Source organism: Bacteroides sp. (assembly GCF_028690125.1).
GTDB lineage: Bacteria > Bacteroidota > Bacteroidia > Bacteroidales > Bacteroidaceae > Bacteroides.
On record NZ_JAQVBV010000008.1, the window covers coordinates 58,670 to 80,333 of the forward strand.

The following is a 21,664-nucleotide window of genomic DNA, read 5'->3' on the forward strand; positions in this document are numbered from 1 at the left end:
TCAAATTATTATTCGTACCTTTGATTTTAAACAAAAACATATTTTAAAAATATTGAAAAGTTAAATACTTGTTTTATTCTGAACTTGTTTGGCTTTTCTGAACCGGAAATGGCTTCGAAACAGTTTCCGGTTCTCTTTTTTATCTATTTTTATTTACCTCCTTTTTTATTAATGTGACTTGATTGGTTTGTATTGCATACGTAAAATCTCCCATAACATCCTGTAATACATGAAGAATATCTTCCAGAGTTTCATGATTAATGAATTTAATCGTATAGGGATCATTCGCGAATTTCTGTTTATCATATCTGATAGTCACATTGAACCGACGTTGAAGAGTGTGAACAATATCATTGAACGTTGCATCCTGAAATATCAGCAAACCATCTTTCCATCCGACACTTTCGTCAGTAACAGTATTCACTAATACAGATTTATCTATTTTATCATACACTATTTGCTGACTCGGTTTTAAAATATATTGGCTGTCACTCTCTCCGGATTCTATATGAACTTGTATGCTACCGCTATTTAAGGTAGTAATAACCCGATCATCCATCGGATAAGCAGATAAATTGAATTTTGTTCCGAGCACCCTGACCGAAAGTTTGTGGGTAGTGACAATAAACGGTTGAGAGGAATTACTGATTACTGAAAAGTAAGCTTCTCCCTCTAAAGTAACTACACGTGTAGCATCCTTAAACGTCGAAGGATAAGTAAGCTTAGTATCCGAATTCAGCAAGACAGTTGTACCATCCGGCAGCGTACATTGTCTCTGTTCATTGTTAGCAGTCACAATCTCAATCGTTTTTAGGTTCTGACTATTATATAAATACCATCCTACTAATAAAAAAAGAGGAATAACTGCCGCCGCATATTTTAACCAGCGACGATTGTGTTTTAAAAGCAACTTGGGCTTTTCTTCTAGTCCGATAGTCTTTTTTACCTTATCAAGAGAGTGATAGGTCTTCGCATTGGGAGCCACCTGTATCTCATTCCAGATAGTAGACAAAGCATTCTCTTTTTCCTCGCTCCACCTGTCATTAACGATCCATTTTTGTACTTTCTCTTCCATCTCAGATGGATACGAATAAGTGAAGAATTGATTAAGAATCCGATAAATATAATTATCTTTCATACACTGTATTTTGTATTATTAAAAACCAACAGTAACCTTTCCGCTTGACTCAAGTCCCCATTTCTGTGTCTTTTTATCATATTGATATTCTGCTTCTACTTTTATCGCTGCATTTTCCTTTAAATCAAATGACAAAGAACCACCTATACCAGTATGTGGAAACAAGGATTGATAAGCCGGATATGAAAAAGATTGATCAGAAAAGATATCTTGTCCCCAGACTTCCAATCGTATGTTATTAGTCAAAGCATATTGTCCTTTTATATTCATACCCATCATGTCTTGCCGGGAGATAGGCGCAGAGAAATAAAACTGCCGGCTAAACAAACCTCCTACATCTAAAGACAGCCTTTCCGAAGCTAGCCAATGTATTGAACCATTCACAGAGATATATTTGCCCATTCCCAGATAAGTAACGTTCTGACCATTTCCTATAAAGATAAGTTTCCGGGAAATAGCTTTCTGCTGAAATCTGCTGAAATCTGTCAGAGCAGAAACCTTATGAATGCTTAGCTTACTTATTTCATACTGTATATCCATCTCCTTTTCAGGAATATTTAATAATAACTGTTCATTTATATGCCCTACACTTTCTGTCTTTGCATCTACCTTCTTCTCTTTCTCCATATTTTGTGAGAATATGGAGGAGATGCACATAAACATTAAAAGAAGTAATGTCGCGATTTTCCTTTTCATGATATATCACTTTTAATTGGTCACTATATGATTAATACAACTATGTCATCAGTAACTCCCGACCTAAAAGTTTTTTTTCAAATAAAAAAGAGATGCATGGCAGAAACAACCCGCCTGATTTCCTGTAAAGCCAAACTAAGTTGATTCTCAACTGTCTTTTTTGAAAGACTTAATTTCTGGGCTATATCATCATTGGAACAACCGTTGTTTCTACTCATTTGATAGATCTTTTTTCTTTGAACCGGCATCCGGCACACAGTCATTTCTACCAGAATATTAATTTCTTTGGCAAACAGTATCTCATCTGAACTATCAGCTTCCTTCAAACTTAAATCATTGCAATTATCTATAAATGCCTCTTCCACCAATTTATGTTTTAAATAATTCAGGGCAGTGTTGCGTGCAATAGTATAAATATAAGTATTAAATGATTTCTGCGGATCAACGGTTTTCCGGTTTATCCATAAGTTTACAAAAATATCTTGTGCCAACTCTTCCGCATCGCTTTCCGATCTTAAAATTCCTTTTAAAAAATACTTAACCTTATCAAAATAAGTAATGAAAATATCTTCAAAGGCTTTATGATCTCCCTGCTGCAATGCTTTGACTGTTTCAATATCCATATAATTTTGGTATTTATGGTATGAAAAATATGAATTTCCGTCTATTAATACAACTTCATCTCCATTTTCTCCCGACTTATTTAGGCTTTTTATGCAATTCATACTTTTTATTCATTTTAAAGATTCGTCTTATTCTATCAGATTTGCATTTTTAGGATTATGCAGAGATCTTAGTTGGTCATACCTTTCTTATCTATGCTTATTTTATTCGGCAAACTACCTGGTAGTAATGGTTCAATTACTTAGTAGTAATGACTCAACTACCCAGTAGTAATTCGGCCACTACTACTGGGTAAATGAAAGTGATATTTGGATCAGGTTGAAAGAAGAAACCATTGAAATATTCCTGTTAATCTCAAAATAGGTTTATAACAGCAAATAAGCAATGCGCAATTCAAACATTGGGAAGAAAAATAAAAAGACAGACGGTCTTTTGATAAAACATTGAGAAGTTTGTATTCAATCATTGGGAAGATTAAAACAAAGACAGATGTATCAAAAGCCCTTTATTACCAAAATCAGCCCACTACACTGTTGTGTTTCCATTTTTTAAGGGGCTATTCAAGGACCATCTCAAACTGATCACATGCTCCCGTTCGATGAGCCAGATGTTTGGTTGAAGGGGAGAATCCAAATAATGGCGAATAGGTTTTTACTTTGACCGTTTTACCGTCAGGCATAAATTCAAGTATACGGAGCCAACCATCTCCTCCGTTGCCTTCCCAACCGCCACCTGATATTTGTACATTAAACATCATTTGGTGAACCTTATTTCCTGCTTTATTCCGGTCTACCCGGTAGGCGACTGCATCTTCAAATTCACCGGGTTCACCCGTATGTCCACATACAACTAAGTCAATATTTGAAGAAGGATAAATTAGTTTGTCCCAAACTCCTTGCCCCCAATTTCGGGGAGTTATTTTATAATGTTCGTTGTCTGTACGTTCTGCACTGCGCTCCTGAAGGAAAGAGTGAGTTATAAATATAACTTTATGGTTGATATATTCTTTCTTAGCAACTAAGTTCCGGGCCCATTCAAGTACTTCATCACGCGGGGCAAATTCGGATGTTATAACTAGTATTTTATCCCAATTAGGCACTTTGAACTCAAAAGCAGCATTCTCTAAAGATACCACTCCATTACGATTCGGAAAGTCCGCCACAAGGCAATCCCTCCAAGTAGAGTTTCGTTTGAAAGGGAAATATTCAGGAAAATGTGTAATACCACATTCTGAACTTTTATAGCCATAATCATGATTACCGCAAGATATTATATAAGGAACCTTGTTATCAAGACGCGCAAAGGAACGTGAAGCGGATTCCCACATTTCTTCACTTGTCTGATTAAGCATCTTCCGATTCATTGTAATGTTTTCGTTTTGTTCTACCAGATCTCCTGTGCAGAGTACAGCCTTTATGTTTAGATTGTCAATATTGTCGGCAATCCATGCTGTACAGAGTTCGAATATCGGTTGGTTAATATCGTATTTTGTATATCCTTGAGGATCTCCCAATACAATCATTGAAAATGATTCATTATTTTCAAGATGTTGTTGATCTGCGCGCTGTTGTGCTAGCGTGGGAAGTATGAATGTAAATACTGCCCAAAAGAATAAAAGTGGTTTCTTCATATTATTAGATACAATAGTTGAGAACTTAATTATTGGAATCAAAAATACGAAAAATATATTGCATTAATACTCCTATTGATGTTTTTTTCTTCAAACAACATACTGCTTAGATTTCTCAAATCCCGCATTACCAAGACATTTTTTAAGTAACTGTTCTGCTTTTAAAACTACTTTATTGACTTCAATAGATTCTGCCCGATGAGAATCATCGGGCACTTTACCTTCACAAAAGTTCCGTTTAAAGAAAAGCTTCTAAAGTCATCTAAATGAAAAATATCTCCATCTGATAAGACTTGTTCTATCCCTTCCAATACCAAGGAAAGGCCTTTTAATTAGAAATGCGTTATATTTATCCGATTTACAGATTATTATATTTTGTACTACCAAGACAAATGCTTAGTAACGTACTACTGGCATCACATCAATTCTTCACTTATTTATTCATCATTCACATCATCATCAGAATCATCATCTATATCTATCATTATATCGGGCAAGTTTTCAACGGTATAATGTGGCAATTGATGCTCAATGCCATTCTTATCAAGTTCGTTAATATATCTATTAAGTTCGTCAGCAATCACCTGTTTTTTCCCGTCAAGACTTGCCAACTGAACTCTACTTATGGAAACAAAGAAATCCGATATTTCCAATTGACATTCTACAAACTCGATTAATAATAATTGTAGACTTTCATCCTCTATACCTTCTGCTATATCTAATAATTTATTCCAATCGCACAAGTTTATTATAATCATTTGTTTCTTGTCTTTGAATAAATGAATTACAGAAAGTAAACATTTCATTATTTGCATATTGTAGGTCTGAACTCTGACTGGCGAGGCATAAGGCACAAGTATACTAAAATCAAAATCATCAATCTGCTGCTTACAGACACTTTTATTTTCATTACAAATATTATTGTATGAATAAATAAAATTCGTTATTGCTTTGTCTAAATCACCTGTATTTACAATCTTCCCATTCTTTAATGCAATAACTTTGGAAAGTGAAATATCATCGTTCATCGGTTGGTAAATATCAGATAAATTGAAGTCTGTGACATATTCATCACCCTGCAAATTAGTATGTGCAGCATAAAACAGTTTAAAATTCTGTTCATTCGAAAAATCTCCCTTGGTTATTGTTTCAGGATTATATTCTGGGAACAATATGTCATAATGATCTTTAAGTCTTCTCAGATAACCTAAACCATCTATATAATTATCAATTAAAACCTTACGAAAATATGTAATATACTCATCGTTTATGGTCATCTGACCTTTTTTCTGAAGGTTGAATGCGTAGTTAGCGAGAGCAAACGAAGACCAACATTCTTCCTCCCTGTCATGATTAAGAAAACTTGATATATAATCAGTCATATCGTTCAGTTTATTAACTTGAGCATGCTTTAGCACCAATTCTACATGATCGATATTATTCAAATAATCCTTTGTTTTCACATAAACGTTATTATAAACAGCAAATGTAGACCATTCTTTCAGTTTTTCTTCATCCTTTCTATCTTGATAACATGTCAATAAATAATCAATGGCTTCTACATTTCCACTTTGAGCTGTTTTTTCCATTACCTCTACACTTTGATAAGGATTGTAATAAGCCTCTTCTTCCGACATAAGCCTTGCATAGAGAATTTTTAATTCATCATCTCCCTGTTCAGCTCCCAATTTAATATATTCATGTGCTTTAGGAATGTTCTTAAGAATTTTATAATCCAGCCCATTTTTCTTTTTATTTAGTTCGTATACCATAATTTTCAATAGACATTTGATAGCTTCTACTGAAAGATTTCTTACAGATACTTCTAATTTTTTTTTCAGTTCATCTATGCTGACGTTAGCAGGTAAATAATGATAGTTTAGATATAGATTCCCTAAATTTTCAGCTCCAATCCCAAATTTATCCATTTGCAATTGATAGTTCTTCCACGCTTCTGCATAATTTTCATCATATTCATAAAAGTAGCCCAACATGAAAAGCGAGCTACTGTCATTCTCCCTTTTGCCTCTTTTTGCCATTTGATAAGCAGCCTGATGATCTCCATTATTCCAGTAAATGGAAGCAAGCATTCCACAAGCCCCTGCTTCGTTATGGTTAAGGGCTTCACGATACCATTTAATAGCAGTATTTATATCGCGTTCCTTTTCAGGTACAACATAATAATAATAGTCTCCCATTTCGCAATATCCTCCCTTTATTCCATCATCTATCATGCGTTGAGCTATTTGAAGTGCTTTTTCCGGTTCCTTATCGCTGTAAAGACTGGAAAGTTGTTTATAACTACGACTGTCACCCACTTCTATTCCTTTGAGTAAATATTCTTCTGCTTTCTTTATATCTTTTTCTATCTTATCCCACCCTAGTCTATATGCCTGTCCAAGATATCCATATGCTTCATTGCAACCATGTTTGAGTGCTTTCTGATAATAATGTACTCCTAATATATGATTTGTATTTACACCAGATCCCCAATTATAGCATATACCCATTTGAAGAAAGGCGTAAGGTGAAACCTGCTTATCCATCGCTCGCTTAAGGTATTTCATTGCAATATCTGCTTGAATTCCCATACCATAATATTTATAGTACATTAATAAATCTGCATAGCCTATTCCTTCATCTGAAAGTTCTTCAATATGCTCCCATGTATCCTCATCAACAAAAGTAATATCCTTGTTATTCTGGTGCATTAGCCTAAACAAATGTTCTTGTGCCTTTGTATTACCATTCTCTGCAGAACGTAAAAATGCACAAAATGCATCTTTATTCTCTCCCATTTCCAAAAGAGCTATACCCTCTTCAAAATCAAAGTCATCCTGTTGTTGTGAAGGTTTTAATTCAGGATTTCTTATTTCTGTTTTATCAACCGTAATTTTTCTGTCATCCAATATCAATTTGACATTCTTCAGCAATAGAGAAAATTTTTGCTCTGGATTAGGGTAAGCATCAATCCAGTGCTTATTTTCCAAACGCATACGTAAACCGTTATCTGTAGAAAGTTCAGAAATCACATACGGAATAACAAATTTATCTTGTTTCTCTGCCTGACTGATTTCACGTTTGACCCATTTTGATCTCAACGCATCATCCGTCAATACCACTACAACAGCATGGGAATCACGAATAGCACTAACTATTTCGTCATCATAGTCTTTCCCCGCACCTGAATTGTCTAGATTTCTAGGTGCATACCAACATCTTATTCCATTACTTTCGAGTAGGTGAGCTAATGCCATCACCACATTAACCGATTCACTTTTATAGCTGATAAATATATCATATTTCATAAGATTACTTTATTATGGTAATAGAATTAATGTATTAACCTTAACCCCAACTAAACTTTTGTTCTTTTATTATATATTCCCAAAGATAAGAAAATTAGAAGATAAAAATAACATTTATTTCTACAAATATTAAATTTGTAGAAATAAATGTAGATCCAAGCAGATTGAAGAAAACGAATTACCCGAAGGAAAAGGAATATTAAACAAAAAATGCGAACAACAATTCTGCCTTATGAATTGGTAAAACACCTTTTATTATCATTGGACTAGAAAGATAATCTTTTATTGCGATTTACTCTTTTTATATCGGGATTCACTTATATAAATAATTCCATAAATATTTAATAAATATCCTGTCAGACATATTACAGGAGCTGCACATATACGTAAATCACTGAATATATCCGGATTATAAGCGGTAAGGGTACTCCCCTCGCCGCTCATCAATATATATCCTACAATAATCAGTATTGAACCAACCAATAAAATTATATAGTTTACCTTTCCAAATAGATTTTCTGTTTCCTGTTGTTTTATTTCTCTTGTTTTCATATGTCTTTGATTATTAATTTCCGATATTCAAGATTCGAGAGAACTGGGCGTATTTCTCTTCAAAACGCTGAAAATTCTCTTTATACTTGTTCGAATCTATTTCTTTCATTAAGTCATTATAAAGATTCCACTGCCAGAATTTAGTCATGCAATCTTTTTGAGCAATTCTTATATCGCTATCATTCAGCGAAAAAATCCAATGAATAGATGATTCTGCTTCTGCCGTTAGATAGTCCAGTATAGAAACGGCCTTTTTATTTTCACTCAAAGCGGCATAGGCAGTTGCCATATCAAAGGAACCGCTTTCATATACTTCAGGCACATTGTAATTAGGGATAGCCTTTTCAGCATACGAAAGCACTTCTTTAGCTCGTGAATGTTCCCCCTTTTCTATCAATTTCAAAGCAAGCAGAGCAAATAATCTTCGATGAGAATAACAAAGTCGCATAGTTGTTTCATCTATATATAATCCGGAAGTATTCAGACCACCATATTTATACTTTCGCATCACATTCTCGTAAAGCCTCTCAACATCTACTGCAAATTTATTTTCCTCTACCACATCTCCCCACTGCTTGTAATCAAACGGAGTGAAACGATAAGCTAACCCCTCCATTACAAAATAATTGTCCAGTTTCAAGTTGCTAGCTTCACCTACGGAAATGGCCATATAAAGTGGTCGTTCCCAATTACAGTTAGCAATCATTTCCAGCAACAGTAAATCAACTTTAGTCAGCATACGCATTCCTTTCAATGAAATTTCCATTTTATCCGGCAACGCGTTTCTTAGTTCTTCCCCTTTCAAATGCCTGATGGATTGAGGAAGCATTATTCCCGAACGAAGAATGGCTTCCTTATCAAGACGAATGTGGACGGTGTCCGCAGGTATGACATGAAAATCGGCCTTTTCTGATAATACCCAATGTTTGAGGATGTTCTTTATTTCATAAGGATCTTCTCCAAAACTATCACGAGCTTCCTGCGGATGCTTTTGATAAAGTTCTTCTATCTGTTTCTTCAATTCAGGACGGATAGCGACATATTCGTTTTTACCTTCCTGATATTGATTCTTTTCCCAAGATATGGGCAATCCGGGAGCGTCATACAAAGGACATTGCTGCTGATAAATATACCAATCCGTCTGTGCGTAGCTAAGATTGCAAATACGAACATCTTGGCGTATGCCCTCCGTATCCTGATTATACCACAAAGGAAAAGTATCGTTATCACCGTTACAAAAAATAATAGGATTACCTCGATCTGGAAGAGTCATCAAATAATTGGCTCCAAAGTCACGACAAGTATAACGGTTACTTCGATCATGATCGTCCCAAGTTTGACTTGCCATTTGTATAGGAACGAATAAACAACCTATCATCAATACACTGACCGGAATAATGGAAGATTTTTTTTTGCACAATGTATCACATAAACCAGCGGCTCCCATACCAATCCAAATAGCAAAAGCATAGAAAGAACCCGCATAAGCATAATCTCTCTCACGAGGCTGGTTGGGTGCTTGATTCAAATAAAGCACAATGGCTAATCCTGTCATAAAGAAAAGAAAAAAAAGAACGCTAAACTGTTGTAATCCCTTTGGTCCACGGTTTAATTGCCAATAAATTCCAATGATTCCCAATAACAATGGTAAAGCATAAAAAACATTGTGACCTTTATTTTGACGCAAAGACTCCGGCAAAAGTTCCTGATTGCCAAGTCGCAGGTTGTCAAGCCAAGAAATACCTGTAATCCAGTTTCCGTGTTCCAAGTCTCCACGACCTTGCATATCATTCTGCCGTCCTACAAAATTCCATAGAAAGTAACGCCAATACATATAATTGAGCTGATAAGTCGCAAAATAAGTCAGGTTTTCTTTTTGTGTGGGAACTCCTTCTGCTCCTCCCGACCAACTTTTATAGAGTGCCGCCGTTCTTTCATTCCACATTCTGGGAAAAAGCATATTTTGAGTATAACATATATCCTCTTTTTCCCGGATCAGCTTATATTTGCCCTCTTCTTTGTCAGTACGATATACTTTACCCCCTTTTTGGGTTTTTACTCTATAGTACTCTCCATCGGCAATATATTCCGGCTCTGAAGCATAACTCTTTCCATAAAGTAACGGAACACTTTCATATTGATCACGGTTCAGATAGCTTTTCAGAGTAAAGATATGGTCCGGAGCATTTTCGTTGAGTGGAGTATTAGCATTAGCCCGAATCAATATGACAGCATAAGTCGTATAACCTATTGTAAGCATCAGAAGACACCATAATACAGTACGTGTCACGCGCTTTCTAAATCGGTAAATAGCTCCTATTAACAACATGAATACCAAAGCCACAAATACAATTAAGCCTGATTGAAAGGGCAAACCAAATGTATTGGTGAAAAGTAATTCAAACCAACCTCCTATTTCAGCCAATCCGGGTATGTATAGGAAGAGTATGAATGCTATTATACCACCGGATAGGGCAATCGCTGCAATAACTCCTTTTAGGGAAACCGAACCATATTTCTGATAATAGAAAACCAATACAATAGCCGAAATACAAAGTAAATTGAGCAAATGTACCCCAATAGAAAGCCCGATAATATATGCGATTAAAATAATCCAGCGGTCACCCGAAACTGATCCTGACTCGTCTTGCCAACGAAGAATCATCCAAAAAACCAAAGCTGTGAGGAAGGAAGAAAATGCATATACCTCTCCTTCTACTGCACTAAACCAGAAAGTATCACTAAATGTATAGGCGAACGCTCCAACGACTCCCGAACCCAAAATGATCATGCTATCTATCACTGACAGATTTTGCTGTTTATCTGCGATCAAGTTTCTCACCAGTCTCGTAATACTCCAGAATAGGAACAAAATACAACCGGCACTTAATAAGGCGTTCAACAGATTGACCATCCGCGATACCTGTGAAGCATCTGAGGCAAACTGAGTAAAAAGATTTCCTACAAGCATATAAAACGGTGCGCCGGGCGGATGACCGACCTGTAACTTTTCAGCACAGGAAATAAACTCGGGACAATCCCAAAAACTCGCCGTCGGCTCAATCGTCAATCCATAAACTAAAGCGGATATAAGAAAGACAAACCAACCTCCAAAATCATTCCATCTTTTGAATACTAAATCACTCATTGTTCTGTAACTTTTTTATTTGCAAAGTTACAGATCCAGTTCAACAAAGACGACTTTTTTAGCGGACGGATACAGACAATAGCTATCTACAACTATTTGATTTACAACAAATAGGCAGACAGTATTACAGACAAAATCAGACTAAAGAGATTTCACTATATCTTCCAATGATTCTTTGGAGTTCATAAGCATCAATTTCTCCGTTTTTATTCTGGAGATTCTGCGATTCAGTGTTTCTACCGTTAATTTCATCAGATCGGCAAAGTAGGAAGGTTGAACGCCTTCACGTAAAAAAGCACAGACTCTCACATCTTCCTCCGTCATCTTTGGTCCTATTTCTTTCAACTTAGAGACAAGGCCATAGACTCCCTCTTGAAGTCGTAATAATTCATTCCAATCTTTCTCTGAAAATGAAGGAATTTTGGCTGATAGAAGATTTCTTTCTTTCAACTGACGAACTTTTGAAATAACTGGAGATGTCTCGTAAATCTGCAACTGAAGAGATTGATATTTATCCTCTAAGTGATTACATTGAAGAAGTAATTTATCTGATTCAGCATTCTTGCATTGAATCTCTTCTCTGAAAGAATTTAATAAGGAATGTACATTTTGATTCTTTTTCCAAAGCAACCCTAATAATAAAGACATAACCCCGAAAACTCCCAAAGCTGAAGAAAGGATAGTTGTTGAATAGTCCTTGCTATCGTACACCATCAGTTGGCTCGCATAAGCCTTTCTCTCCATCTCTAAGGCTTCATCAAAGTTGCCGTTCTTTTGGTAGTAAAGGCTACACCGTCTGCATATTTTTGCCATCTGGTCATATTCTTCAGTAAGAGCAGCCAGTTTAATAGCTTCCTTAAAGTGAATTTCAGCTTCCTCCTTCTGTTCCAGATCACTCTCTACACAGGCCAAATAATAATATGCTTTTGATTTTTGAAGTTCGTCGCCATGCTTTTCAAAATAAGATACAGCCTGACGTATTTGTTGATCGGACGAATGACGCACATTCTTATCTTCATTGACTTGGGTACACAACAAATTATATTCGGCAAGTTGTTCTTGATTCAACTGACTCGTTTGAATATTTTCAAGAATTATGAATGCGGTATCAGGGTCCTGTTCCATCATCTGCGCAGCCCTGTTTAACCCTTGTTTTACGTTTGCTCCTTCAGGGTGACAAGCTACCAAAAAGAGTGCAAACACGTAGAGTAACATTCGGAAGTGATTCATAATAGTATTTTATCAAGTTGATTATACATTGCAAATATAAAAATAAACAGAATATCTTATTCATTATATTAGATTTGTTTTAGATAAAAGATAGCCAATCCATACATAAAAAAGCCCCTCGACTTACATATATTACTGATTCCTTTACCATTATTACTGACATACGAAGTATTTATAGAAAAAAGAATTAAATTTGTGTCATTATCCCAAATTTAGAAGAGTATGGAAGAAATAATTAGAATGGATCATATTTATCAGTACAACGATCGGGTAGGTAATGAGACAATGCACCCTTTAGTGAGTATAGTAGACTTCTCTAAGTGTAAACCCATACGACATTCACGTCAAATGATGGGTTTCTATACTGTATTTCTGAAAGAAGTGAAGTGTGGAGATATACATTATGGACGTCAAAATTATGACTATCAGGAAGGAACAATGGTCTTTCTTGCTCCGGGGCAAGTTGTTGGATTCGAGGACAATGGAAAAGTCTTTCAACCCAAAGGCTGGGGGTTGTTATTCCATCCGGATTTACTTCGAGGAACGTCATTGGCACACACTATCAAGAATTATAGCTTCTTCTCCTATGAGTCCAATGAAGCTCTTCATTTGTCCGAACAGGAACGAGGAGTGATTCTTGAATGTTTCCACAATATAAATACAGAACTGCAACGTGCTATTGATAAGCACAGCCAGACAATCATTGTTGCCAATATTGAATTGCTATTGAATTATTGTATGCGTTTTTACGAACGCCAATTCATTACACGCGCCAATGTAAACAAAGATATTCTGAGTCGATTTGAACATCTTCTGCACAATTATTTCCAGTCGGATAAGCCACAAGATATTGGTCTGCCTTCAGTGCAATATTGTGCCGACTATCTAAATCTCTCTGCTAATTATTTTGGAGATTTGATAAAAAAAGAAACAGGTAAGTCACCACAAGAGCATATACAACTCACATTGATATCAACTGCCAAAGAAAAAGTATTTGATACGAGCAAGTCTATCAGCGAGGTAGCATACGAATTAGGGTTTAAATACCCTCAACATTTTACCCGGCTATTCAAAAAGCATGTAGGTTGTTCGCCTAATGAATACCGCCAGAGCAGAAACTGATACAATAAAAATAAAAGTGTATCAAAGACAGTTGGATGTTTCATAAAAAGTATCAAACGACCTCTGACACATTAGCAATATCTCTTTTATTCTATTTAAATCGTTTCAAATCTCTCTTATCAAAAGTCCATTCCTGAGTGTAAAGCTTACCTTCGTCCGTTTCTACCAACTCATACCACGGAGCAAAATTACGGCTAATGGGATTGACTAAAATATGAATTTGCTGAGCAGGCATATAACTTTGAGCCAATAAAAAAACTTTTTTCTTTGTCTTTGGATGGGTAGCCACATCTACCACAATGACAGCATGCCCCGGAGAACCTCCTTTAATAAAGACATCACCGGGCTGTAAAGATTTATAGGAAACAGTTTGCAGTTCTTTCGAGAGAGATGCTGTACCAGCATACATAAATACTATATCCAGATATTTACGAAAGGTTTTATATGAATAATCTTTTCCTCCGGCAACATACCATTGTACATTATTACCGCTTACTTTTATCCGGTTTCCTTCCGCCCACTTCTTATATTCAGCTGGAAAACCATTAGTAAAGTTAAACTTGATTTCATCGTATTTCTTTTGTGCCCACAAATATTCCGCTCTCAAGCGTATCACTGCATCCGCACATTGTTGCAAATCCCGATTGCCTATCTCCATATCAATTATAGCATAAGCTGCCGATTGATTACGTTTTTCTTGTCCATTATATAGTTTTACTTTACTTCCTTCAGGAAATAAAGGTAATTGGCGCAAGTAGGTTGCAAAAGAATTCTCCGTATAGTTTGCACGCATATATCCGGCAGGGGAAGTAATTCTTTTTTCTATCGTTTGCGCTGATACATTCAAAAAGATCAGATAGATTATGCAACATAAATATATTCTTTTCATATTGTTTTACTTTATTCGAAGATAGAATTTATTTTCTTAATAATCAAGTATTATGCAATGAATTCTACATTTTTACTCATCAGAATACTTATTTGTATAAAATGAATTTTCCGATATTCTCCTTATATTTGCAGGAAATAACAAGAATATGCATCCACAAATTATACTGATTACCGGAGCATCATCCGGATTTGGAAAGTTCACGGCACAGATGTTATCAGAACAAGGTCACATTGTTTATGGAACGAGCAGAAAACCCTCAGAGAACATCGGAAATATAAAAATGTTAGCAGTCGATGTCACTAATATCCAGTCTATACAATACGCCATCGATAAGATAATATGGGAACAAGGACGAATTGATGTATTAATCAATAATGCCGGAATAGGTATTGGAGGTGCATTAGAATTAGCCACGGAACAGGAAGTATCTATGCAGATGAACACTAATTTTGGGGGTGTGGTAAATATGTGCAAAGCAGTACTACCATTCATGCGCAAAGCCCGTAACGGAAAAATTATCAACATAAGTTCTATTGGTGGCGTAATGGGCATCCCATATCAAGGGTTTTATTCCGCCTCCAAGTTTGCCGTAGAAGGCTATAGTGAATCATTAGCTGTAGAAGTTCACCCTTTTGGCATAAAGGTATGTATAGTAGAACCAGGAGATTTCAATACAGGTTTTACAGCAAACCGAAACATATCAGAAGTAACTATGAAGGATATGGATTATGGGCAAAGTTTTGCCAAATCTCTAAAGATTATCGAAAAAGAGGAACAGAATGGTTGTCATCCTCGCAAACTGGGCACTACTATCTGTAAAATCGTGTCTCGTAAGAATCCGGCTTTTCGAACTAAAGTAGGACCATGGGTGCAAGTCTTGTTTGCCAAAAGCAAATGCTGGCTACCAGATAAAGTAATGCTATTCGCACTACGCATATTTTATTCTATTCAATAGTTCCCCATATATACAGATAATCCTCTCATTTTCTCTTATCGAGAAAATGAGAGGATTATCTGTATATACTTAATTTATGGTTATACTTTAGGAATCAACTCTAGAAACATAGTAGAAGTCAATAAGACAGCCAATCCCACACAGACCGAAATCAATAGCCAATTAATATATTTAGCTTTCGGCTTAGTATCTGCATGTAAATTGCTAAGAAAGTATTCGCGGAAGAATAAATACAATCCCGGAATCGTCGCACTTGCCAACAAAAAATCTTCAGGAATTTGAAAGAAATAGGTTTTGGATAATCCAATTAATGACCAATGGCAAAGAAAAAGTACCAAGAACATATTTACTTTACGTGCAAATAGCAATAATAATCCAATAGTGAATACTACTACAGAGCAAGGCATTACTGGAGAAGTCATTTCCGGGAAAGTCAATCCGCGAGCCAGTGAAACAAGAGGATAAACAAATGGCATTGCTAACAATACATAAGAAAGTATATCATACTTATGAGTACGTTCAAAAGTTGTATATCCTGTAATTATATCCCAAACCCATATAACAGCCATTACTCCCCAGAACATGGCCATCACTCCGTTATAACTACGTTCCTCACAACAAATATAATAGTAAACTACCGAAATCCAGGTATAAAGCCCTATCATATAGAACTTCATAGCTAACTTCTTCCATGGGCATGGTTTACTAACAAGCAATACTGTCAGTACAATCCCGATCAAGATGATTGCTATCTGATATATCCAAGTAACAGAATTATAATATCCGATTGTTCTCCAAAAAATCTCCATATATGTAGTTTTATTGATGTCTTGTTAATGAAAAAGCCCTACCGGGAAATACAAACATCGGGAAAGTTGCTCCTACTGCCAACATAAAAATAACAGTACTGGCTATCAAAGAATTGGAAAACAGTGTTTCCATATAACCACCAAATTTATCCGGCTCGTTTACCGTCTGCAAACACATAATCAGTGAAAACACCATATTGTACGCAAATTTGCCGGGAATCATCGGAAGCAATGCAGGAATATATAGCACAGTCATCGGACAATATACCTTCTTACCCAACCACAAACTACCAAAACCAATCACCAAACCTCCAAACAATGAAGCCGTAGCAATATCTACCCCTAAATACGTCATCAGACAAAAACGGCACGCATGTCCTAAAGCTGCCAATATCGCAATCATTTTAAAGGCACGCAAAGGAGGATCGGAAATGGCTCCAAAACCAATACCCGCCACCGCTGCGAAAAATCCATCGGTTAAAATATCAAATGCTATCATATCAAACTATTTTTTACCATTAACAATGTAAACGAAAGCCCAATGGCAATACTTACTATCAAAAGTGAAGCTTCTGTCAGACGAGCAAAACCGGTTAATACATACCCTTCTACCACGTCAATCACTCCATTAATTAAAGGAACTCCCGGAACAAGATACAACACGCTGGTTGCCATAGCGATCTCCGAAGTCGTGTCGAAAATCAACGCTGTTGATGCACAAAGTGAAGCTACAAATGCCGAAACTATAAACGTAATATAATGATTGATTTTTTTCTTTTGCATCTGCTGTTTCAAGAAAAACCCCGTGATAGTAGCAGAAAAAACAATACTCATGGAACACAAGTCACCACCAAACAATTTACAGAATGAAGCATTGGCAAAACCTACCAGAATCAGAACAAATAATGGATGAATCTTGGGAGCATTAATAATCTTATTATATTTTTCGCTTAGTTCCTCCAGAGATAAACGCTTATCAACCGCTTCCCAACTCAATGCGCTCAATTCGGAGTTATGTTCAAAACTAATTGGATGTGCAGAAATATCAATAACCTCGTTACACGCCTCCTGTGTTTCTTTATCAATGATGGTAAGGATAATATTTTTGTGAAAAACACTCAACTTTACATTTACATCGAAAGCCTCTCCAATACGTTTAGAGTTGCGTACAACCCGGGAAGTATGCACTCCGGCTCCCATTAAATGAGCTGAATATTCTGCAATAAATTTACCTATGGATAATAAAGATTCGCTTGTCTTCATATAGTGATATTTTTAAATCGGGCACAAAAGTACAAAAAAAACAGATACCTTTGCCACTGCATAAAAATAAAAAACTTATGAATATTCAATTTATGCGTTAGATAAATCACACAAATAATAGAAAACGTATCTAACAAGATGATGCAGACTTATATAGAAACACCCCGATTAATTCTTCGCGATTGGAAAGAAGACGATATTTCCGCTTTTGCTCAAATGAACGCCGATCCTCAAGTAATGGAGTTTTTCCTCCAATCATTGACAGAAGAAGAAACTCTCGCTTTTTACCGGCGTATTCAAGATGAATTTCAAAATAGCGGTTTCGGGCTATATGCGCTAGAACGTAAGAAAGACCATGCTTTTATGGGTTATACCGGATTACATCAATTTAGATTTGACACGGATTTTGCTCCGGGAATAGAAATCGGTTGGCGACTAGCGCATGAATATTGGGGACATGGATATGCGCCCGAAGCAGCGGCAGCTTGCTTAGAATATGCACGTACACACTTAAACATAAAGGAACTTTATTCATTTACCTCCTTTCCCAATTACCGTTCGGAACGTGTAATGCAGAAAATCGGAATGCAACGCCTGAAAGAGTTCGGTCATCCGCTTGTGCCACCGGAACATCCTTTATATCTACATATATTATACTATATTCATTTATAGTTTGGGGCTGAACAAAAAGAAGGATTTTTCTATAATAATCTTATCTACAGACTACTTTAGCAGGGATGAAATCAATTTTTCGACCTTTTTAAGCAGCCCCAAAGAAAACACTTTATTCTGTTTTTATAATCTCCGCCGGATTGATTCGTGCCGCTTTATTCACTTGCCATAGCAACGTGCCCAGAGAAATAGCTATCACAATCAATAAAGCGATCACATAAATGAATATACTTATGGGTGCCTTTACAACAAAGTCACTTGTATAGGTATGAATCAGAAAATAAGATAAAGGCACAGTGAGGATTATTGCTCCTGCCATAATCCATATATATTTTCGCAGTAAAATCAGATACAGATTACTAAGCCTTGCACCATTCACTTTCCGAATAGCTATTTCCCGGTAACGTTGGCGGATGTCAAACAAAGAAAGTCCAAAAAGCCCCAAAACTGAAACAAAAATGGAAATAGTAGCAAAAAGTGAAAAGACAATGGCTATACGGCGGTCTTCTTTGTAAAGCCTTGCTATATCATCTTTCAACCAACGGTAATCAAGTTCCTGAGTCCGATAAATATCTTCGCGGCTTTTCTTCAGATAGTTAATCAATTCTTTCTCTTTTCCGGGTTTGCTGGCTATTTGGCAGAAAGGATTGACTCCTTCGTTGGATATCATATATACAATCGGCTTTTTACCCGCAGTCAGATGTCCCGAATAGTAATCTTTTACAATAGCTTGTACTGGCATCAACGACAATCCGCCTTCGGCTGTCCCACCATTTTCAGAAGCATACCACCAAAGTGCCGTTTCTCCTCTTACAAAAGCATCTTCCCGGCGACTATAACCAAAAGCCTTCAATGCGGTTTCATTCATGGCCACCTGATAATCCACTTCTTGATCGTTATTCGGCAATGTACCATCAATGACGGTCAGTCCATATACTCTAAAGAAGTCGGATGGTACCCACATCATTGTTATATTCAACGATGTTCCTTTATCATTAATTAAAGTAGAGATACCACCTGTAGAAAAAATCCCATCTCTGTTTACATCTCCTGCAAACCAACGTTCAATGTATGGACATTCATTCAGTTTCTGCACCATCGCATCACACTTATTTTTGCTATCTTCTCTTTCTTGGTAAGTACTATTGTCAAAATAGAGAATTTTCGACATCATATTGACATATAGGATTCCTTCAGTTCTGAATCCCGGAGATGTATTCAGCAAGAAACGAAGATGACTACTGAAATACAACGACAAGATGATAAGTAAAAGAGTAATGCTATATTGTACAAACAAGAAAAAAGTACGAGTTGCAACAGACTGCCGTGATGTTCCAATCGTGCGTATAGAAACAATGGGAGGTAGATAATTATATTTAAAATACGGATAAGCCGTTGTCAGCAATGGAAGCAATAAAAAAATAGCCAGTGAAAGTTGCCAATCAAAGTCTGTATAAGATACATTACTTTCGAGCAAACGATTAGCATATCCTGAAAACATCTCGATAAAGAACCATGCAAGAAACAGAGCGGCGACCACCATTAAAACATTTTCTGTCCATAATTGAAAAAAAAGTGTACGTCCCCGTATGCCAAATACTTTCCTGATGCCGTATTCTTTCGAACGTTTCAGCATAAAGACCAGATAAATGTTGATGAAATTGAGAATACCTGCCAACATAAGCAATAGACATACGCCGGAAAGTATCCACAAATGAGAACGACTACCATAATGCCACATTTCCGGATTTTCCCCTTTCGCAGCCAATACCTTATTCCAATAAAGCTCGCTGACGGGAATAAAATCATAGCGGATACGATATTTATCTGTCTGACGATAAATAGTACTAAAAGTATTGATTGCACTTACATCCACTCCCGGCATGAAACGTAAAAGATCAATACACATCCGTCCCCACCCAGCATCATTTTTCTTAAGTTCAAAGTTCAGGACAAGGTCAAATGTCAGCGAAGATTTACAAGCCGATTCATCCAAGATACCACAAACCGTAAGCACATGGCCACCGGCATAGTTTATCTTCTTCCCAATCGGATTATCTTTTCCAAAAGCACGTTCTGCAAATTTTCGGGTAACAAGCACGTCATTAGGTGTTTGCATCATTGTACCACTAAGAGGATAAGTAAAAAAATGAAAGAAGGTAGTATCGGTAGCCAACAATTGTACGATATAAGGTCTATCATTTATAGTAACATTATCATTATTCAAAGTAACAAAACGAGCCTGTTCTTTAACAGATTCCGGAGAATAGTAAACCGTATCCGCCCCACTATTAATCGATGCATTACCCGCATACACATTTCCATCAATATCCCGAAGCGGAATAAACACATTAGCCGCATCCACACAATGACTATTGACTATTTTTTCCTGATGTATATAGCGTACCAATATAATGGTACACGCCAAACTCAATGCCAAACCAACAATATTGATAACAGTGTACGATTTAGTACGCATAAGGAAACGCCAAGCATATTTCAATGTTTTCATCTTTTATTTTTATCGTAAGTACTTCAAATCCTATGCCAAGTTATTAAACGACTAAATACCAATATATTAAATATGAATGCTCAAATTTATATCTGTGCAAATACGCACAAAATGAGTGCGTATTTGCACAGATATTCAATAAACTACGTCATAAAAATCTTAAGGGAAACTATGCAGAGAACCTGCGAAACTTGAGTAATAAGAGGTATTACTATCTATCTTTTTGAAATCTGATCTCTCTTTCCTTTTTTATTTATAACAGACGGATTACCTCCGTATTCAATATCACCGCTACCATTAACTGTTGCGTCAAGTTGTTTGGAAACATTGCATACTATATCTCCTGAACCTGATACAGTTGCAACAACATTAACACCAACCAATTTCTCCGCATCAATATCGCCAGATCCATTAACAGCCAGAACCGCCCGTTGTGCCATACCTTTCATTTCTATATCACCAGAGCCAAAGACCTCAGCATTCAAATTAGAAACTTTCAGGTTATTCAATACGATATCTCCACTTCCTTTCACTACAGCCGAAACATTTGCATACTTCAGATTCTCTGTATCGATATCTCCGGATCCCACTATATTCAACTTTATATCAGTCCCTTGAATAAGCCCTTTCAAATCCACATCCCCTGACCCTTGAATATCGACATTTATCAATGAAGGGGAAGAAGCAATCACCTTCAAACGCCATTCTCCTCCTTGAATATTGACATTATTCTTCATATTCACTTGTAGCACTCCATCCACAGTAGATACCTCCAGCAAATCGACCAGATTATCCGATCCATAAATTGAAACAGTCGTTTGAGAACCAATACTCTGACGGTATTCAACATCCGGACTGCCAAGTACTTTAATAGAATTAAAGTTACTCACATTTTTCACCTCCCGCGTAATGTAATTTTTACTAGGAGTAACGGTCTGTGCTTTTACTCCTGTTACAGACAGCAACATAACTGCTATCCACATGAACGTAATCTTCAGTTTCTTCATCTTTTCTTTTATTAAATAGATTAATAACAAATATACGTTATATATTTCAACTCTCAATAAAATAACATGCTATTATTCCATTGCAAAACACATATAAATATACTAC

The 21,664-nt window shown here is 36.3% G+C and carries 17 protein-coding genes; 3 read left to right on the plus strand and 14 right to left on the minus strand.

The genetic code is table 11. From position 1 onward, the window contains the following. Window positions 1–139: 139 nt before the first annotated feature. The 8 genes from PHO71_RS07305 to PHO71_RS07340 form a co-directional block, all read right to left on the minus strand. On the minus strand, window positions 140–1,138 hold the full coding sequence (locus PHO71_RS07305; RefSeq protein ID WP_300201051.1) for a FecR family protein: 999 nt from the start codon (window positions 1,136–1,138) through the stop codon (window positions 140–142). An 18-nt stretch (window positions 1,139–1,156) separates the two neighbouring features. Beyond that, window positions 1,157–1,834: a hypothetical protein gene (locus tag PHO71_RS07310; RefSeq protein WP_300201054.1), complete on the minus strand. Its 678-nt coding sequence runs from the start codon at window positions 1,832–1,834 to the stop codon at window positions 1,157–1,159. Window positions 1,835–1,911: 77 nt separating this feature from the next. Beyond that, a complete protein-coding gene (locus PHO71_RS07315; RefSeq protein WP_300201321.1) occupies window positions 1,912–2,457 on the minus strand; it encodes an RNA polymerase sigma-70 factor in 546 nt (181 codons plus the stop codon). Between the two features lie 557 nt (window positions 2,458–3,014). Beyond that, on the minus strand, window positions 3,015–4,088 hold the full coding sequence (locus tag PHO71_RS07320; RefSeq protein ID WP_300201057.1) for a metallophosphoesterase: 1,074 nt from the start codon (window positions 4,086–4,088) through the stop codon (window positions 3,015–3,017). 437 nt (window positions 4,089–4,525) lie between these two features. Continuing rightward, complete coding sequence (locus tag PHO71_RS07325) at window positions 4,526–7,396, minus strand: toll/interleukin-1 receptor domain-containing protein (RefSeq protein ID WP_300201060.1); 2,871 nt, start codon at window positions 7,394–7,396, stop codon at window positions 4,526–4,528. Between the two features lie 282 nt (window positions 7,397–7,678). Next, window positions 7,679–7,948: a DUF3098 domain-containing protein gene (locus PHO71_RS07330; protein ID WP_300201063.1), complete on the minus strand. Its 270-nt coding sequence runs from the start codon at window positions 7,946–7,948 to the stop codon at window positions 7,679–7,681. Window positions 7,949–7,961: 13 nt separating this feature from the next. Further along, entirely contained in the window at window positions 7,962–11,096 is a 3,135-nt protein-coding gene (locus PHO71_RS07335) for a DUF2723 domain-containing protein (RefSeq protein WP_300201066.1), read from the minus strand. 141 nt (window positions 11,097–11,237) lie between these two features. Further along, the gene (locus tag PHO71_RS07340) at window positions 11,238–12,326 is read right to left on the minus strand and encodes a tetratricopeptide repeat protein (RefSeq protein WP_300201068.1); all 1,089 of its coding nucleotides are present in this window, start codon (window positions 12,324–12,326) and stop codon (window positions 11,238–11,240) included. A 222-nt stretch (window positions 12,327–12,548) separates the two neighbouring features. Between PHO71_RS07340 and PHO71_RS07345 the strand changes: the two genes are divergently transcribed. Next, on the plus strand, window positions 12,549–13,448 hold the full coding sequence (locus PHO71_RS07345; RefSeq protein ID WP_300201071.1) for an AraC family transcriptional regulator: 900 nt from the start codon (window positions 12,549–12,551) through the stop codon (window positions 13,446–13,448). A gap of 91 nt (window positions 13,449–13,539) precedes the next feature. Here PHO71_RS07345 and PHO71_RS07350 read toward each other — a convergent pair whose 3' ends face one another. Beyond that, complete coding sequence (locus tag PHO71_RS07350; RefSeq protein ID WP_300201074.1) at window positions 13,540–14,337, minus strand: DUF4846 domain-containing protein; 798 nt, start codon at window positions 14,335–14,337, stop codon at window positions 13,540–13,542. 148 nt (window positions 14,338–14,485) lie between these two features. Here PHO71_RS07350 and PHO71_RS07355 point away from each other — a divergent pair, with 148 nt between their 5' ends. Continuing rightward, complete coding sequence (locus PHO71_RS07355) at window positions 14,486–15,295, plus strand: SDR family oxidoreductase (protein WP_300201077.1); 810 nt, start codon at window positions 14,486–14,488, stop codon at window positions 15,293–15,295. 80 nt (window positions 15,296–15,375) lie between these two features. Here PHO71_RS07355 and PHO71_RS07360 read toward each other — a convergent pair whose 3' ends face one another. Genes PHO71_RS07360 through PHO71_RS07370 form a run of 3 tightly spaced genes read right to left on the minus strand, consistent with a single transcriptional unit; the run spans window position 15,376 to window position 17,367 of the window. Continuing rightward, window positions 15,376–16,104, minus strand: coding sequence for a DUF6064 family protein (locus tag PHO71_RS07360; protein WP_300201080.1), 729 nt, complete (start codon window positions 16,102–16,104; stop codon window positions 15,376–15,378). A gap of 10 nt (window positions 16,105–16,114) precedes the next feature. Then, window positions 16,115–16,603 carry a threonine/serine exporter family protein gene (locus PHO71_RS07365; protein ID WP_300201083.1) on the minus strand — a complete coding sequence of 163 codons (489 nt, stop codon included), beginning with the start codon at window positions 16,601–16,603 and terminating at the stop codon, window positions 16,115–16,117. Continuing rightward, entirely contained in the window at window positions 16,600–17,367 is a 768-nt protein-coding gene (locus PHO71_RS07370; RefSeq protein ID WP_300201085.1) for a threonine/serine exporter ThrE family protein, read from the minus strand. The genes PHO71_RS07365 and PHO71_RS07370 overlap by 4 nt, the downstream gene beginning before the upstream one ends. A gap of 141 nt (window positions 17,368–17,508) precedes the next feature. On the opposite strand from PHO71_RS07370, the gene PHO71_RS07375 reads away from it, so the two are divergent. Then, a complete protein-coding gene (locus tag PHO71_RS07375) occupies window positions 17,509–18,039 on the plus strand; it encodes a GNAT family N-acetyltransferase (protein ID WP_300201324.1) in 531 nt (176 codons plus the stop codon). A 112-nt stretch (window positions 18,040–18,151) separates the two neighbouring features. Here PHO71_RS07375 and PHO71_RS07380 read toward each other — a convergent pair whose 3' ends face one another. Then, window positions 18,152–20,551 carry an ABC transporter permease gene (locus PHO71_RS07380; protein ID WP_300201087.1) on the minus strand — a complete coding sequence of 800 codons (2,400 nt, stop codon included), beginning with the start codon at window positions 20,549–20,551 and terminating at the stop codon, window positions 18,152–18,154. A 215-nt stretch (window positions 20,552–20,766) separates the two neighbouring features. Then, a complete protein-coding gene (locus PHO71_RS07385) occupies window positions 20,767–21,558 on the minus strand; it encodes a head GIN domain-containing protein (RefSeq protein WP_300201090.1) in 792 nt (263 codons plus the stop codon). Window positions 21,559–21,664 lie beyond the last annotated feature (106 nt).

Coding starts and splice junctions, on each gene's coding strand:
- PHO71_RS07305 (WP_300201051.1), bottom strand. CDS start 1,138: ATGAAAGATAATTATATTTATCGGATTCTTAATCAATTCTTCACTTAT.
- PHO71_RS07310 (WP_300201054.1), bottom strand. CDS start 1,834: ATGAAAAGGAAAATCGCGACATTACTTCTTTTAATGTTTATGTGCATC.
- PHO71_RS07315 (WP_300201321.1), bottom strand. CDS start 2,457: ATGGATATTGAAACAGTCAAAGCATTGCAGCAGGGAGATCATAAAGCC.
- PHO71_RS07320 (WP_300201057.1), bottom strand. CDS start 4,088: ATGAAGAAACCACTTTTATTCTTTTGGGCAGTATTTACATTCATACTT.
- PHO71_RS07325 (WP_300201060.1), bottom strand. CDS start 7,396: ATGAAATATGATATATTTATCAGCTATAAAAGTGAATCGGTTAATGTG.
- PHO71_RS07330 (WP_300201063.1), bottom strand. CDS start 7,948: ATGAAAACAAGAGAAATAAAACAACAGGAAACAGAAAATCTATTTGGA.
- PHO71_RS07335 (WP_300201066.1), bottom strand. CDS start 11,096: ATGAGTGATTTAGTATTCAAAAGATGGAATGATTTTGGAGGTTGGTTT.
- PHO71_RS07340 (WP_300201068.1), bottom strand. CDS start 12,326: ATGAATCACTTCCGAATGTTACTCTACGTGTTTGCACTCTTTTTGGTA.
- PHO71_RS07345 (WP_300201071.1), top strand. CDS start 12,549: ATGGAAGAAATAATTAGAATGGATCATATTTATCAGTACAACGATCGG.
- PHO71_RS07350 (WP_300201074.1), bottom strand. CDS start 14,337: ATGAAAAGAATATATTTATGTTGCATAATCTATCTGATCTTTTTGAAT.
- PHO71_RS07355 (WP_300201077.1), top strand. CDS start 14,486: ATGCATCCACAAATTATACTGATTACCGGAGCATCATCCGGATTTGGA.
- PHO71_RS07360 (WP_300201080.1), bottom strand. CDS start 16,104: ATGGAGATTTTTTGGAGAACAATCGGATATTATAATTCTGTTACTTGG.
- PHO71_RS07365 (WP_300201083.1), bottom strand. CDS start 16,603: ATGATAGCATTTGATATTTTAACCGATGGATTTTTCGCAGCGGTGGCG.
- PHO71_RS07370 (WP_300201085.1), bottom strand. CDS start 17,367: ATGAAGACAAGCGAATCTTTATTATCCATAGGTAAATTTATTGCAGAA.
- PHO71_RS07375 (WP_300201324.1), top strand. CDS start 17,509: ATGCAGACTTATATAGAAACACCCCGATTAATTCTTCGCGATTGGAAA.
- PHO71_RS07380 (WP_300201087.1), bottom strand. CDS start 20,551: ATGAAAACATTGAAATATGCTTGGCGTTTCCTTATGCGTACTAAATCG.
- PHO71_RS07385 (WP_300201090.1), bottom strand. CDS start 21,558: ATGAAGAAACTGAAGATTACGTTCATGTGGATAGCAGTTATGTTGCTG.